Genomic DNA, 14,932 nt, shown 5'->3' on the forward strand with positions numbered 1-14,932 from the left:
CGGGGGCAAAGCTTTTATATGGATATAACAGTTGCGGGAATGACTTTTTTCAGCCGATAAGCTGCTTTCTGAGCCTTATCATATCGAAAACGTCAACGGTCAGGTCGGCGTTCATATCCGCTGAGCTGAACTGCTCCTCGCTGAGCGCCTCTTTTTTCAGCAGATGATTCTGGAGCATCACCAGGTCGGACACATTAACGGCGCCGTCACGGTTTATATCTCCCTGCAGCGGCGGAGCAGCTACGGCAGGTACGCCAATTACGATGTAGTTCACACATTTGTAGGTCTGCCCGTTGCTTCCCAGTGAGACCTTCTCGCCTGCCTTGATGTCCTTTTTGTACATCATGAAGCTGAGGTCGTCTGCGGTGCAGAGAGTTCTCATGAGCACATAGTCATCGAGCCACTGAGGCGGAGTCTCCACGCGGCTGTCAAGTCCCACATAAAGAGACATATCCGCTGCCGCCGTAAAGGAAGCTGCCTCACCTGTAGTGCCCTTGGCGTCGCAGGCTGTCAGCAGCAGCTCAGCTCCATCGATTCCGGACTGGAGCTGTGTGAAACGGAAGTCCCTGTCTCCGAAGACGGGACCGCCCACGTAAGCCGTGCCTATTGCCCATTTGTCGGGAAAAGCCTGCTCTGTGACCTGAACGTCACTGAAAAGCTTGCCGCTGAGGGGGAGCTTGTCCTTTCCGAACACGAAGCTGTCAAGATTTACAAGGTATCCCTCGCCGCCTGTGAATTTGATGAAAAGGTCATGAGTTCCCGATATTTTCGGGATATTCATTTCGATGTCCTTATATTCAGTGAAGCCGCTGCTGCCGCCGAAGCTTACCTTTGCCGCAGGCTCGCCGCTGAGGCTGTCAATGTAAAGCTCCATGGACGAAGCATTTCCTGCAATTCTTGTGCGGAAGCTCTGAGCGCCGCTGCCGAAGTCCACTCTTTGATACATAGCCCAGTCGCCGTTTTCAATATAGGCGATATTGCTGTATTCCTCATTGTCCTCGGTGAGGATGCCCTCCTGAGCGTCAAAGCTCTCGGCTTCGATAGTCTCAAAGGCGGACACCGTGGGCAGGGGAGAACCGCTTTCGGGAGAGAGCTCCACCACGCCCTCGGGGAAGGAATTCACCGTCAGGTCGTTGATGTAATACTCTATGTTCATGTAGCCCTTGCCGCAGTAGTCTCCTGCATAGTCGGAGGGGTCTGAAGGGTCAAGACCTCTCAGCAGCTCCCAGTTATCGTCCATGCCGTCGTTGTCGGCGTCGGTTATCTCTTTTTTGGTGACAGGAGCAGGGTAGGTGTAGGAAACTCCGCACTTTATATTGTACTTGTTAAGATTAGCCACAGAGGAATCATATTCTGCGGTACCGCTGCACTGACCTGTGCCGTTTCTGGTGTCCTCGGCGCACTGTCTGTCGATGGCGGTACGCTTATCGGGGGATATTCCGTTTCCTGCGAAGCTTATAACATGGTCGTAGGAAGCCGCAGCACTCTCGGCAGTACCTGCTGTGGACACGTTCTCGCCGTTTATATTGATAGGGAAGGAGGTGCCGCTGTACAGGTCATTCTTGGTAATGCCGATACCGTCCTTGACGGTCACGCCGGACCAGTTGTCGCCTGTTATGCTGTGGAAGGAGCCGTCCTTGTTGATGAGGCGGTTGCCCTGGCAGAATACCTTGAAGTTCTCGGGCTTTGTGGTGCTGTCCACATACATCCAGTGATAGCCGCCTGTGGTGGAGTTGCCTGCCTTCAGGGTATTATTCACATAGTTCAGGTGACCGATGGTACCGTAGGCGGTCTGATAGCCCCAGTCATAGATGATGTTGTTGGTGAAGTCGGCGGTGTACTTGTCGGGCACCTTTCCGCGGAAGTTACGGGATACATTGTGTATGATGAGGTTGTGGTCAAAGGTCAGGTCGCCCTTTCCCAGCATTATACCGAAGCCGTGGAGTCCCTTCTTGTGACCGCCCCAGGAGTCCGCAGGACCCAGCACGGAATACTGCACGGTGTAATTGGTGTTGTTGGAGTAAAGTCCCCACTGTTCATCGGTGGTCCAGCCCATAGAGCAGTGGTCTATTATGGAATTGGAGCCATTTGCGCCGCCCCAGGCGTCATTTCCCGAGGAGGTAGCCGCATAGGGACCGGGTCTGGAGCTGATATAGCGGCAGATGATATTGTCCCCGGACATACCCATTTTGTAGTTCTTGAGGGTAATGCCCGAGCCGCCGGGAGCAGTCTGACCTGCAATGGTGATATTGCTCTGGCAGAGAATATTACCCTTTAGCTCGATAGTGCCGCTGACGTCGAATACAACTATCCTCCCCGACTTGCTGACAGCGTCACGGAAGGAGCCCTCGCCGCTGTCATTGAGGTTGGTCACGTGGCAGACCTCGCCGCCACGTCCGCCGGTAGCGTACTTTCCGCCGCCCACAGCTCCGGGGAAGGCGGGAATGGCTGCGGCTGCATGAGCCTTCATGGTACTTCTGCGTGGAGCTCCTGCATAAGCCGACGTGCAGGCAACTGTGACCGCCGCCGCAAGAGCTGCTGCCCTTTTAATATTCACATTCATATAAATATCCTCCTGAAAAACAGCAAAAATTGATATATTCATATTATACATTATATTTCAAAATATTTCAATGTAAAATAGTACTTTTCTACTGCGTTTATTTACTTTTTGATATGAACGGTGGATATTCTTATGTAGAGGATAGTCTGAAATGACGCGAAAGTGCACCTTTTTGTACTGCCCGGCGGAACTGAAAAAAGCGAAAAACAGCCGAAAAGATCAACAAAACAGCAATTTTTTTATTGACTTCGGACAGGATAGGTGTTATACTTTTAACATGGATAGTTATATCCGAAAATGATATGGGAGGTATGCTATTATGAAAAAAACAGCAGTATTCAAACGAATGGCAGCAGGTATCATCGGTTCTGTTCTTTCTCTGGGCTTTGCAGGGGGAGTCATACCGTCGGCAGCTCCTGTCATTGCAGCAGAAAACGCATTCGAGTTTCCCGATAACTACAACATGGATACGGGTATGTATGAATATGAGTTCCATGATGCGTTAGTCTACAGGGTAGACGCAAATATCGGCGATATTACAATTCAACTTTTACCTTCAAGGGGCGGTAATTTCTTCAGCTATGATGATATGAAGGTCATACATCTGTCTTCATTTTCGAGATCGAGATACATTGAGTGGGCTGAAAAATATGAAGAGGAAAATTACCAGCTTGCCCTTGATCTGATGCCTCAGTCGAGGGTGAATATCAAATTTGCAGCTCTTAACGAGTATGATGATATTACCACTCCTCTGGGATACATGGGCGGTCCCCGTGATAATGAATATAATGAATATTATGTGTCCAGGATCCTTTCCATAACGGACCCGAATGAGCATATCTACGGCGATATAAACGATGACAAGGTTATCGACTCCTTCGATGTCATCACCTATCAGAAGTATATCGCAGACAATCTCTCGGAGGAACTCACCTCGGATCAGTTCCTGAATGCTGACATTGACATGGATACCGAGATAACAAAGGAAGATATGCAGCAGGTAAGAGATTTCGTTCTGGGCAGCACAAAGGAGTTCAACGGCGCTTCCAATATAGGCAGTATCCGTCTTGATGATACTGTCACGGTTGAGGCATCAGAGGGCAGGGAGATCGACGATGACTTCGCAAAGGCTGAAATGAACTTCGGCGTTGATCTGCTGAAGAAGTGCTATGAGGACGAGGGTGAGAAAAAGGGCAATCTGCTCCTGTCGCCCCTTTCCATTTCCTCTGCACTTTCAATGACCGCAAACGGCGCTGACGGCGAGACCTTTGACGAGATGGAAAAGGTGCTGGGAGACGGTCTCTCCGTAGACGACATCAACAATTACATGGCTAAGTATATCAGCTCTCTTCCCGATGAGAAGAAGGAAAAGGTCTACCTTGCAGACTCTATCTGGTTCAAGGACATTCCCACTCTTAAAGTGTACGATGAGTTCCTGGAGACCAACAAGAAGTACTACAACGCCGAGATATACAAGAGTCCTTTTGATCTGAGCACGATCAAGGACGTGAACAGCTGGGTAAACAAGAATACAAAGGGCATGATACCCACACTCCTGAAAGAGGACGGCATAAAAGAAAATACAATGATGATGCTGATAAATACCCTTTATTTCGAGTCGGAATGGGCGAGACCCTATACCAGTTCGTCTGAAGGCGTGTTCACTGACCTTGAGGGCGTCGTGCACAACATCAAGTGTCTGAACAGCAAGGAGTATCAGTATTTCGATCTGGGCAATGCAGACGCCTTCAAGAAGCCCTATGTAAACGAGAATTACAGCTTTGTGGGCATACTTCCTCATGAGGACGTGGATTTTGACAGCTTTATACAGGAGCTTGACGGAAAGGCTCTTGTTGACGGACTGAAGGAATATGAGGATCCTGATACTCTGGATCTTTTCGTAATGATACCCAAGTTCAAGTACAACTATGACAAGTCTCTGAAGGAGATCCTTCCCCTGCTGGGAATGGAAAAGGCATTCTCTCCTGATGCTGCTGACTTCTCAAAGATGAACGATCTGTCTGTTGAGGGAGCGCTTCCTCTTTACATAGACGATGTTATTCACAAGACCAAGATAGAGGTAACGGAAAGGGGCACAAAGGCAGCTGCGGTAACATCTGTAACCATGGGCGGAGGTGCAGGTATGCCCGTTGAGAAGAAGACTATACACATTGATCTTGACAGACCCTTCGTTTACATGATAGTTGACAAGAACAACGTTCCGCTGTTCATCGGCGCAGCAACTCAGCTTGAGCAAAAGTAATACAGCGCATAATGAAAAGGACCTCAGATCCTTCGTGATCTGAAGTCCTTTTCTGTTTGTAAGGTTCAGTAAAGCTTTGACTGTATGACCTGATAGGCTTTGTACAGGGGAACGTCCTCATCGGGGATACGTTCACGCCTTCCCAAAAGGAAGCCTGCGGCGCTTTTTATGCCTGTTGCCTTATCGTTCAGCACTATTTCTCCGTTGTTTTCCACATCAATGGTCATACGCATACGGAACTCTGTGTACGCGGCGCCGCGGCTGGGGTGGCGGTGGCGCTTATAGGGCTCTATGCGGACATCGTTGATGTCACTGAGGGCGATGGTATCCCTTTTCCAGAGACGCTTTATGGTAAGTTCGCTGTCCTCTACGATAAGGGTGGTGCCCACTGCCTGTTCGATGAAGTACAGCAGGGAACAGACCAGCGATACAGCCAGGAACGGCAGTGATAACAATATTAATTTCAATGAGTATACGGAAATAAACATTAGCGCAAAGAACAGCAGCATAGCTGCAAGTGTGATTAAAAGGACTGTTTTGGTCTCATGCCTTATTTTGAAGATCATTATGATCGCCTCCCCGGTGTTTTTACTGATTATACAGCCATAAGCAGGCGATGTCAACAGGTTTTCCGTAAGTTGCGTTTTTCAGGGGGTAAGTTGCATTGACAGGGAATTGCTCCGTATGTTATCATATATATGGTACGAACAGGCTGTGTGTGTTCAGATTAGAGGGAAGAGGAGCATTTCCCGTTCTTGTATTGAACATTGCCGTATTATGTGATACAATGAAATGTACACACAGCGAAGGAGCTGATGGCGCGTGGATGAAAACAGAATAAAGATCACATGGTACGGCACAGCCTCTGTTCGGATCGCGTCGGAGAATTCGCAGCTCCTGATCGATCCGTTCATCCCCTTTCCCGACAGCAGAGTAAAGATACCTGCGGACGCCTATTCCGATTGCCGCCATATACTTGTCTCTCACGGTCATTACGACCATATCGGCAGCATCATGGAGATAGTCCGCAGAGATACCGCTGTCTACTGCACTAAGGCTCCCTATAATACCCTTTGCAGAAAGGGTGTTAAAAAGCATAATCTTCATCTTATAAAAGCAGGAGCAGTCATCACTGTGGGTGATTTTAAGATCACAGCCTATAAAGGGAACCACATAAGACTGAACGGCTGGGACTGCCTGAAAGCTCTGTGCAGCAGACGGGTGAGGAAAAATCACAGGGGTATCATGAAAAAAGTGATGAAGTTTACATCATGCCTTGAGAAAAAGGAGACCCTGTGCTATCTCGTCGAGGCATTCGGCAAGCGCATACTGATACTTGGCAGCCTTGCTCTTGCAGGGGATATTACTTATCCTAAGGGCGCCGATCTGGTACTTTTACCCTATCAGGGCTCCGATAAGCTCTGCGAGACAGCTGAAGAGATATATGAAAGGCTCATGCCGAAGGCTGTCCTGCTCACACATTTCGACGATACATTCCCGCCATTCAGCACCGAGGTGGACACCTCGGAAATAGATGAGCAGCTGAATGGGCGTACAAGGGTATATAAGCTCCGCCAGGGAAGCTCGATAATAATATGACACCACACAACTTTACAAACTACTAAAGCGGAGGCAGATCATGAAAATAATAATCGAATCCCCTCAGCCCGATGAAGAGGACTCTGTTATAATCAGATGCGCGTCCCCGGATCAGCGGCTGGTCTCCATGCTGCTGTCCTTTCAGACTGCTAATACCGAGCTCACAGGCTATCTCGATGACAAGATAGTCAGGCTGGATTACAGGGACGTATACTACTTTGAAGCCAATGAGAACCGTGTTTTTGCATACTATCAGTCAGAGGTCTATGAGGTGAAATACAAGCTCTATGAGCTTGAGGAGCTTTTCAGCCCTATGGACTTTGTGCGATGTTCAAAGTCAATGATCGTGAACATGGAAAAGATAGAGTACCTTTCACCGCTGTTCAGCGGAAAGCTGGAGGCACATCTGAAAAACGGCGAAAAAGTCGTGATCTCACGGCAGTATGTGCACAGTCTCAAGGTTAAGCTGGGTATTGAGGAGGTTGAATGATGATAAAGGAGTTCTTTATTTCATTATTGCATTATTTTGTGGATATTACAACGGCTGTTCTCATAGCGGCAGCTATCTTCCTGACCGTATCGGGTCAGCAGATGGACAGCGTGATACTGTGGGAGATACTTCTCAGCGGTCTCATAACAGCCCTGCCCTCGGCCGTGCTGCTGTGCTGTGATACCAAAAGTCCCAGGCTTTCGCTGATACTGTGGATAGTTCACTTTATAGTGATATTCTGCGTGACACTGCTGCTGCTGAAAGCATTCGGCTGGTGCAGCATAACACCTCTGACTGTTGCGGGGACCTTTTTGGCGGTGGTGTTCATCTATCTCTTTACCTGCTCTGTGCATTATCTCATCGACAAGAAGCATACGGCGATCATGAACAAGCAGCTTCAGAAGCGCTATGCGAAGACAGAAAAGAACGGTGAGAAAACAAACTGACGGGGTGATGTGAATGAAGTTCAGTATAAGGCATTATTCCGGAATTTTTGACATGGGTACTATTATCCCGCTTGTGGCTGCCCTGATCGTTTTTCTTCTTTACGTTTTTTTCGACCTGAATATTACCGATGTAATGCCGACTATTGTTCTCATGCGTTTTCTGGCAGTCTGCGGTATCGTTGAGGTACTGTTCATAGTCCTGCGCATTGCCGAGTTCATCTATGGAGCGAGGATCTTCGTGGAGGAGGACCACCTTGACGTAAAGATGCTGCTGAGACGGAGAAGGCTTTATTACGCGGAAATAGAGGATGCAAAGTACGGTCACTATGAAGTAAGCAGGAACAACCGCGGACGCAAAGAGCGGTCAGACTCGCTGCTTTATAAGATGTTTGCCGATGATGAGAAAAAGGAGGTCCGTGCGGAACTGACCTTTTTTCTTGCCTCGGGGAAGAAATTCCGCCTCAATGATAATGCCACAAATTATGTGTGGAAACAGAAAAAGTGGATCACAGACCCAGACCTTGATCCCGATGAGGACGTAAAGCTCTATCAGGCGTATAAGTGCTATCTGCACGCCTGCCGACAGTTCCTGACCAGACAATAGACCGATAAAGGCAGCCCTGACGGCTGCCTTAGCTTTTTTGCGGCTGCTCCCGCAGAGGGGGGAGGGCTGCGAAGCAGAGAACGTTATCGGATTGGGAAAACGCAAAACACTATCACGCTTTCCGCAGGCTGTCTAAGTTTAATATATACAAATTGTATTTTAGTTTTATTTGTTACCAACAAATACTGCGCCGGCAATAAGTGAAAAAGCTTTAAACTGGTTGACAAAAGCTTTTTTTACGAGTATAATATTAGTATGCACATGCTATAAGGATACAGTAGTTCCCTGTTGTCCCTTTGTATACCCTTACAAATTAAGATATACTTATATATATAATCTTGACAAAGGGCAGAGGGATGTATTATAATATATTGTAATGATTATGACGTTTTACGCTGAGTATATAATAGCTGCCGGCGTTTTTCGTTTTTATTGCAAATTCAGTTAGCAAAATTCAGTCGCTGCAATATGCAGTGCAGACGAAAATATATCCCGGTATGTCAGGGGCATGATTTCAGCACGAAGATCACTGTCCTAAGAGGATATGACCTGACCCTGCCGGGCGGATAGGAGAGTTGACGTTAAATGTTTGTTAACAAGAACGGCATTAAACCATTTGAAAAGAAGATCTGGCTTGCATCACCTACAATGCACGGAGATGAGCAGAAGTGGGTGAATGATGCATTTGAGAAAAACTGGATAACAACTGCGGGCGAAAATGTAAACGAGGTCGAAAAGCTCGTTGCCGAGTATGCAGGTGTAAAGTATGCTGTGGCGCTTTCTTGCGGAACAGCTGCACTTCACCTCGCTACAAAGCTTGCAGGTGAAAAGCTTTATGGACAGGCTAAGCCGGACTGCGGTACGCTCCGGGGGCACAAGGTATTTTGCTCGGATATGACATTCGATGCTACTGTGAACCCCGTTGCGTATGAGGACGGCGAGGCTGTTTTTATTGATACGGAGCCTGACACATGGAATATGTGCCCCGAGGCACTGGAAAAGGCTTTCGAGCTCTATCCCGATGTCAAGCTGGTGGTCATTGCTCACCTCTACGGTATCCCCGGAAAGATCGACAGGATAAGAGAGATATGCGATAAGCACGGTGCTCTTATCGTTGAGGATGCAGCCGAGTCCTTCGGCGCTAAATACAAGGGTAAGGAAACAGGCTGCTTTGGCGATTACAGCGCTATCAGCTTTAACGGAAACAAGATAATCACCGGCTCAACAGGCGGTATGTTCCTTACAGACAGCAAGGACGACGCCGATAAGGTGCGCAAGTGGTCTACTCAGTCAAGAGAGGCTGCTCCCTGGTATCAGCATGAGGAGATCGGCTATAACTATCGTATGTCCAATGTCATCGCAGGCATTGTCCGCGGTCAGATGAATTATCTGGACGAGCATATCGCTCAGAAGAAGGCGATATATGAGCGCTATAAGGAGGGCTTCAAGGGTCTTCCTGTCACAATGAACCCCTTCGACGAAAAGAACAGCGAGCCCAATTACTGGCTCAGCTGTATGCTCATAGACAAGACGGCAATGTGCAGACAGGTCCGCAGCGAGAATGAGCCTATGTACATTTCCGAGCAGGGCAAGACCTGCCCTACCGAGATCCTTGAGACTCTCGCAAGCTTCAATGCAGAGGGACGTCCGATATGGAAGCCTATGCATATGCAGCCAATTTACCGCATGAACGGTTTTGTTACCGCCAACGGAAACGGCAGAGGTCAGTCCAATGCCTATATTGACCGCGGCGAAGCCCTGGATACAGGCGCTGACATTTTTGAGAGAGGTCTTTGCCTCCCCAGTGATAACAAGATGACTGCCGAGGAGCAGGATACCATAATCGAACTTATCAGGAGTTGTTTTGAATAATGTATGCAAAGTTTTTTAAGCGTATGCTGGACTTTACGCTTTCACTTGGCGCAATAATCATACTTTCGCCCATACTTATCGTTCTGACAGTGGTGGGAGCAGCAGCGATGGGCGGAAACCCTTTCTTTACCCAGGATCGTCCCGGAAAAAGAGAAAAAATATTCAAGCTTATCAAGTTCCGCACCATGAACAATAAGAAAGACAAGAACGGAAAACTCCTTCCCGATGAAAAGAGACTTACTTCCTACGGCAAGTGGCTCAGAAGCACCAGTCTTGATGAGCTCCCGGAGCTGTTCAACATTCTCAACGGCGATATGTCTATTGTGGGTCCCAGACCCCTGCTGGTAAAGTATCTTCCCAGATACAACAAGGAGCAGCACAGACGCCACAAGGTAAGACCGGGACTTACGGGCCTTGCTCAGGTCAACGGAAGAAACGCCCTTACCTGGGAGGAAAAGTTCAGATATGATGTTAAGTATGTGGATCATATAACATTCATCGGCGATGTTAAGATCATCATTGATACATTCAAGATCGTGCTTCACCGTTCCGGCATAAGCTCCGACACAAGCGCGACTATGGAAGAGTTTATGGGTACTTCCGAGACTGCGGGCAAGTAGATCTATGAAAAAGGTTGTTATTATAGGCGCAAGCGGCCATGCAAAGGTCATTGCCGATATAGTCATCAAAAGCGGAGATGAGCTTGTCGGATTTCTTGATGATAATACGGAACTTCCGGAAAGTATCATAGGTTATCCGTATTTGGGCACTGTGGATAAGTATTCCGGGTATGCTGATGAATGCTTCTTTATTATCGGCATCGGCAATAATCTGATCCGTAAAAAGATAGCTGAAAGAGTAGATGCCAGGTGGTATACCGCTGTCCATCCTTCGGCACAGCTGGCAATAGATACCCATATAGGTGAGGGAACTGCTGTAATGGCGAATGCGGTCATCAATACCTCGGCTGTTATCGGCAGACATTGTATCATAAATACAGGTTCGATAATCGAGCATGATAACAGGATAGGCGATTATGTACATATTTCCCCGAATGCGACCCTGTGCGGCACTGTGCTGGTGGGTGAACTGACCCATATAGGAGCAGGTGCTACAGTAAAAAATAACATATCGGTCTGCGGTAACGTTATTGTAGGAGCAGGGGCAACGGTGGTCAGAAACATTGCCGAGCAGGGCACATTTGTGGGAATACCCGCAAGAAATACTGCTTCTGATCATTGATCCTTTTCATAAGATCAAACGTATATAACTAAACCGTATGTGAGGGCGGAAAAATGAGCGATATTATTATCTTGGCGAATTTCTGTTTTGACTTTTCCGAGAATGATAACGGAAGGTTCTTATATCTTGCGAATATGCTCGCGAAGAAGCATAATGTTGAGATCATCACCAGTGATTTTTATCACACAGAAAAAAGAATGCGTAAAAAGGCGGCTGCAAAATGGCCGTTTAAAATTACATTCCTTCATGAGCTCGGCTATTCGCGCAATGTTTGCCTGAAGCGTTTTTACAGCCATTATGTATGGGGGAAAAACGTAAAGGCTTATCTTGAGAAGCGTAAAAAGCCCGATGTCATATACTGTGCGGTACCGTCCCTGTCTGCACCCTTAGCGGCAGCAAAGTACTGCGAGAAGCGTGGGATACGCTTTATCATCGACGTTCAGGATCTCTGGCCCGAGGCTTTTCAGATGGTGGTCAATATTCCTGTAATAAGCGATATTGCCTTTCTGCCCTTCAGAAAAATGGCAGACGGCATATATAAAAGAGCTGATGCGGTCTGTGCGGTCTCTCAGACATACGTTGACCGCGCACTGAGGGTGAACAGAAAGTGCGATCACGGTGAATCGGTATTTCTGGGAACGAACCTTGAGACCTTCGATACCAATGCCGCAAACAACAGCGTGAGCAGAGATGCGGAAGATGAACTGCGCCTTGCGTATTGCGGTACTCTTGGAAGCAGCTACGATCTTACCTGTGTCATAGACGCTCTTTACATAGTAAAGAAAAAAGGCGTTCAGCCCCCGAAATTCATTGTAATGGGCGACGGTCCCGATATGGAGCGGTTCAGGAAATACTCCGCCGAAAAGGGCGTCGATGCCGAATTTGTCGGAAGAGTTCCCTATGATAAGATGTGCGGGATATTAAAGTCCTGTGACATCACGGTAAATCCCATAACTACGGGCGCTGCCCAGAGTATCATAAATAAGCACGCGGATTATGCAGCCTCAGGGCTCCCCGTGCTGAACACACAGGAGTCAAAGGAATACCGCAGACTTGTAAAAAACTACAGAATGGGTTTCAACTGCAAGAACGGAGATGCGGAAGACCTTGCTGAAAAGATGACAAGGCTTATCGGCGATCCTCAGCTGCGCAAGGAAATGGGCAAAAACGCCAGAAGGTGCGCAGAGGAGCTGTTTGATCGCTCAAATTCATATCTTAGAATAATCAACTTGATCGAGAAGGAATAAAAATGAAGCTTAGTTTTAATTATAAGGACATTCTTAACGAACTGGCAAGAAGCGATAAAAATGCCCGTTCTATGACAGATGAGGAGCATGAGGCTTTAAAGGATTGCCTTTATAATATGTCTGTTGACATCGAAAAAAGATGCCGCAAAAACGGTATCAGGCTTTTTCTTGTGGGCGGCAGTCTTCTTGGCGCGGTAAGACACGGCGGCTTTATCCCGTGGGATGATGATATGGACTTCGGAATGAAGCGCAGTGATTACGAAAAAATGAAAAAGATCTTCGATAAGGAGTTTTCGGATATGTATGAGCTCAGATGTCCGAACAGCCCTCACCCCAACGCTAACCGCTTCATGCAGATTTTCAAGAAGGGCACCGTGCTCAGGACTATCGGTGAGGATAATCCTCTCCAGCCTTCTTCGGTGTATATCGACGTTTTCCCTTACGATTATGTGCCCGAAGGCAGATACCTGAGAAAATTCAGAGGTCTTAAAGCTAATGCAGAGATGTTTATAGCATCGTGCGTTATGGACGAAAAGACTATGAGCGAAAAGAAGAGAGCATATCTTTCCAAGAGCAAGGACGGAAAGCTCTTTATATGGATGAGGCGTATCATCGGAACTGTTTTTGCTTTCAGATCACCTGAAAAGTGGTTCGACAGAGTGGATAAAACCATTTTTTACAGAAAAAAATCTGCTCTTGTTACAAGCGCTACAGGAAGAAAGCATTACTTTGGCGAGATATATCCTACAAAAACCTTCTTTCCTCTGACTGAGATAAGCTTCAGGGAGCACAAATTTTTCGCTCCTGCCGATCACAGAAAGTATCTTGAGGGACTCTACGGAAGCGATTATATGAAGGTCCCTGATGTTCAGCACAGAGAAAGTCATTTTATTACCGAGATAAAACTGTAAAGGGAAGAGCCGTATGGAAAAAGTTGCTGTATTGATGAGTACCTATAATGGGGAAAAGTATATTAAAGAGCAGATAGAAAGTATCCTGGCACAGAAGGATGCAGACGTAGAGCTCTATATCCGTGATGACGGCTCAAAGGATGATACACTGAGCATCGTCAGGGAGATGGCTTCGACGGATAAGCGCATCCATCTGATCGTCGGAAAGCATAACCTCGGCGTAGGCAACAGCTTTATGAATTTAGTGTACGGTGCCCCGGATACATTTGATTATTATGCCCTGAGTGATCAGGATGATATATGGTGTGAAGAGAAGCTTGCCGAGGCGATAAAGCTTCTCAGGGAATCAAAGTGCTCGCTGTATGCATCAAATCAGGAGAATGTTGATAAATTCGGAAATACCATGGGTCTGCGCTATACTGATGAAGAGATACACCTCTCGACCGAAAGTATCATCTTCACGAATATGCTTGCAGGCTGTACAATGGTTTTCCCCCTTGAATTCAAAAAGCTCATAAGCGAAGAGGCAAGAAGACCTTCAAAGGAGCTTCTCAGAAAAAGGATACACGATGTGTGGCTTGCAGGTGCCGCTTCTGCCGTAAACGGTATTGTCTATGATGAAAGATCGTTTATAAAGTACAGACAGCACGAAAACAATGTTGTGGGCGGACAGAAGGCTACTCTGGCAGACGACATCAAGCTGAAATGGAAAAAGATCAAGGACCCTTCAAAGAGAAAGGGCAGAAGCTCATTTGCTGACGAGCTTGTCAGGAGCTTCGGTGAATATATTCCTGATGATTCGTATATAAGGGTACTTGGCAAGCCGAAAAAGAATCTGCTGAAACTGATCTCGGATTCCAAAAGGCTTTGCAGATACAATAACGAAAAACGTATACTATTTATTTTTAAGGTCCTTTCGGGCCTGTTTTAAAAAAGGAGAGCATCCATGAGAAATATCGGAGTTATTTTTGCAGGCGGTGTAGGAAGCCGTATGCATAGCAAGGACCGTCCCAAGCAGTTCCTTGAGATTTTCAACAAGCCGATCATTATCCATACCCTCGAGCATTTTGAGAATAATGACGATATAGATGACGTCGTTATCGCTTCTGTAGAGGAATGGATACCTTACCTTGAGAAGCTTATAGAAAAGTATTCCATCAAAAAGGTGAGAAAGATCGTCCCCGGAGGCGAGACAGGTCAGCTTTCGATCTATAACGGACTTAACGCCGCTAAGGAGGTCGCAGGCGATGAGGACGCCATAGTCCTTATCCATGACGGAGTTCGTCCGCTCATTAACCCCGAATTACTTTCCAGGAACATCGAATGTGTCAAGAAGCACGGATGCTGTATCACAGCAGGTATTGTCAAGGAGACCATAGTTGTTGTTGACGATGATAACAAGATCGTTGAAGTGCCTTCGAGAGCTCACTCACGAGTTGCAAAGGCTCCCCAGAGCTTCTGGCTCAATGAGATCCTTGAGGTACAGAATAAGGCTATCAGCCAGGGCATGACAAATGCCATTGATTCCTGTACCCTGATGAAGGAATACGGACACGAATTATTTATGATAGACGGTCCCTATGAGAACATCAAGATAACAACTCCAGATGACTTTTTCACTATGAGAGCAGTTCTGGAAGCTAAGGAAAACGAGCAAATATATATAAGCTGATAGGAGATAGCATGAAGAATAGT

Annotated in this window: 14 protein-coding genes; 12 read left to right on the plus strand and 2 right to left on the minus strand. The window is 47.1% G+C overall.

Going from position 1 to position 14,932, the window contains the following annotated elements; genetic code table 11:
- Positions 1–49: 49 nt before the first annotated feature.
- On the minus strand, positions 50–2,563 hold the full coding sequence (locus tag T488_RS19340; RefSeq protein ID WP_196243316.1) for a carbohydrate-binding protein: 2,514 nt from the start codon (positions 2,561–2,563) through the stop codon (positions 50–52).
- A 319-nt stretch (positions 2,564–2,882) separates the two neighbouring features.
- Between T488_RS19340 and T488_RS18885 the strand changes: the two genes are divergently transcribed.
- Complete coding sequence (locus tag T488_RS18885) at positions 2,883–4,826, plus strand: serpin family protein (RefSeq protein ID WP_051536437.1); 1,944 nt, start codon at positions 2,883–2,885, stop codon at positions 4,824–4,826.
- A gap of 65 nt (positions 4,827–4,891) precedes the next feature.
- Here the strand turns inward: T488_RS18885 and T488_RS0111520 are convergent, their stop codons facing one another.
- Entirely contained in the window at positions 4,892–5,392 is a 501-nt protein-coding gene (locus tag T488_RS0111520; RefSeq protein WP_028520929.1) for a hypothetical protein, read from the minus strand.
- Positions 5,393–5,648: 256 nt separating this feature from the next.
- Between T488_RS0111520 and T488_RS0111525 the strand changes: the two genes are divergently transcribed.
- From T488_RS0111525 to T488_RS0111575, 11 genes are all read left to right on the plus strand, one after another.
- Positions 5,649–6,425, plus strand: a complete 777-nt coding sequence (locus T488_RS0111525) for an MBL fold metallo-hydrolase (RefSeq protein WP_028520930.1) — start codon at positions 5,649–5,651, stop codon at positions 6,423–6,425.
- 40 nt (positions 6,426–6,465) lie between these two features.
- Positions 6,466–6,915: a LytTR family DNA-binding domain-containing protein gene (locus tag T488_RS0111530; protein ID WP_028520931.1), complete on the plus strand. Its 450-nt coding sequence runs from the start codon at positions 6,466–6,468 to the stop codon at positions 6,913–6,915.
- On the plus strand, positions 6,912–7,361 hold the full coding sequence (locus T488_RS0111535) for a DUF3021 family protein (protein WP_242838337.1): 450 nt from the start codon (positions 6,912–6,914) through the stop codon (positions 7,359–7,361). The genes T488_RS0111530 and T488_RS0111535 overlap by 4 nt, the downstream gene beginning before the upstream one ends.
- A gap of 13 nt (positions 7,362–7,374) precedes the next feature.
- Positions 7,375–7,965 (plus strand): hypothetical protein, encoded by a 591-nt coding sequence (locus tag T488_RS0111540; RefSeq protein ID WP_028520933.1) that lies wholly within the window; start codon positions 7,375–7,377, stop codon positions 7,963–7,965.
- A gap of 585 nt (positions 7,966–8,550) precedes the next feature.
- Entirely contained in the window at positions 8,551–9,837 is a 1,287-nt protein-coding gene (locus T488_RS0111545; protein ID WP_037297983.1) for a DegT/DnrJ/EryC1/StrS family aminotransferase, read from the plus strand.
- Positions 9,837–10,457: a sugar transferase gene (locus T488_RS0111550; RefSeq protein WP_028520935.1), complete on the plus strand. Its 621-nt coding sequence runs from the start codon at positions 9,837–9,839 to the stop codon at positions 10,455–10,457. The genes T488_RS0111545 and T488_RS0111550 overlap by 1 nt, the downstream gene beginning before the upstream one ends.
- 4 nt (positions 10,458–10,461) lie before the next feature.
- Entirely contained in the window at positions 10,462–11,079 is a 618-nt protein-coding gene (locus T488_RS0111555; RefSeq protein WP_028520936.1) for an acetyltransferase, read from the plus strand.
- Between the two features lie 53 nt (positions 11,080–11,132).
- The gene (locus T488_RS17790; RefSeq protein WP_051536438.1) at positions 11,133–12,326 is read left to right on the plus strand and encodes a glycosyltransferase family 4 protein; all 1,194 of its coding nucleotides are present in this window, start codon (positions 11,133–11,135) and stop codon (positions 12,324–12,326) included.
- 2 nt (positions 12,327–12,328) lie between these two features.
- Complete coding sequence (locus T488_RS0111565) at positions 12,329–13,237, plus strand: LicD family protein (RefSeq protein WP_037297985.1); 909 nt, start codon at positions 12,329–12,331, stop codon at positions 13,235–13,237.
- A 13-nt stretch (positions 13,238–13,250) separates the two neighbouring features.
- Entirely contained in the window at positions 13,251–14,168 is a 918-nt protein-coding gene (locus T488_RS17795; RefSeq protein WP_028520938.1) for a glycosyltransferase family 2 protein, read from the plus strand.
- Positions 14,169–14,183: 15 nt separating this feature from the next.
- Positions 14,184–14,909, plus strand: coding sequence for an IspD/TarI family cytidylyltransferase (locus T488_RS0111575; protein WP_028520939.1), 726 nt, complete (start codon positions 14,184–14,186; stop codon positions 14,907–14,909).
- Positions 14,910–14,932 lie beyond the last annotated feature (23 nt).

This window comes from Ruminococcus flavefaciens ND2009 (assembly GCF_000621785.1).
In the GTDB taxonomy this organism is placed as follows: Bacteria; Bacillota; Clostridia; order Oscillospirales; family Ruminococcaceae; genus Ruminococcus; species Ruminococcus flavefaciens_C.

What these genes read in the sequence shown, in the direction of transcription:
- T488_RS19340 (WP_196243316.1), bottom strand. Translation starts at nt 2,563, where the DNA reads ATGAATGTGAATATTAAAAGGGCAGCAGCTCTTGCGGCGGCGGTCACA.
- T488_RS18885 (WP_051536437.1), top strand. Translation starts at nt 2,883, where the DNA reads ATGAAAAAAACAGCAGTATTCAAACGAATGGCAGCAGGTATCATCGGT.
- T488_RS0111520 (WP_028520929.1), bottom strand. Translation starts at nt 5,392, where the DNA reads ATGATCTTCAAAATAAGGCATGAGACCAAAACAGTCCTTTTAATCACA.
- T488_RS0111530 (WP_028520931.1), top strand. Translation starts at nt 6,466, where the DNA reads ATGAAAATAATAATCGAATCCCCTCAGCCCGATGAAGAGGACTCTGTT.
- T488_RS0111535 (WP_242838337.1), top strand. Translation starts at nt 6,912, where the DNA reads ATGATGATAAAGGAGTTCTTTATTTCATTATTGCATTATTTTGTGGAT.
- T488_RS0111540 (WP_028520933.1), top strand. Translation starts at nt 7,375, where the DNA reads ATGAAGTTCAGTATAAGGCATTATTCCGGAATTTTTGACATGGGTACT.
- T488_RS0111545 (WP_037297983.1), top strand. Translation starts at nt 8,551, where the DNA reads ATGTTTGTTAACAAGAACGGCATTAAACCATTTGAAAAGAAGATCTGG.
- T488_RS0111550 (WP_028520935.1), top strand. Translation starts at nt 9,837, where the DNA reads ATGTATGCAAAGTTTTTTAAGCGTATGCTGGACTTTACGCTTTCACTT.
- T488_RS0111555 (WP_028520936.1), top strand. Translation starts at nt 10,462, where the DNA reads ATGAAAAAGGTTGTTATTATAGGCGCAAGCGGCCATGCAAAGGTCATT.
- T488_RS17790 (WP_051536438.1), top strand. Translation starts at nt 11,133, where the DNA reads ATGAGCGATATTATTATCTTGGCGAATTTCTGTTTTGACTTTTCCGAG.
- T488_RS0111565 (WP_037297985.1), top strand. Translation starts at nt 12,329, where the DNA reads ATGAAGCTTAGTTTTAATTATAAGGACATTCTTAACGAACTGGCAAGA.
- T488_RS17795 (WP_028520938.1), top strand. Translation starts at nt 13,251, where the DNA reads ATGGAAAAAGTTGCTGTATTGATGAGTACCTATAATGGGGAAAAGTAT.
- T488_RS0111575 (WP_028520939.1), top strand. Translation starts at nt 14,184, where the DNA reads ATGAGAAATATCGGAGTTATTTTTGCAGGCGGTGTAGGAAGCCGTATG.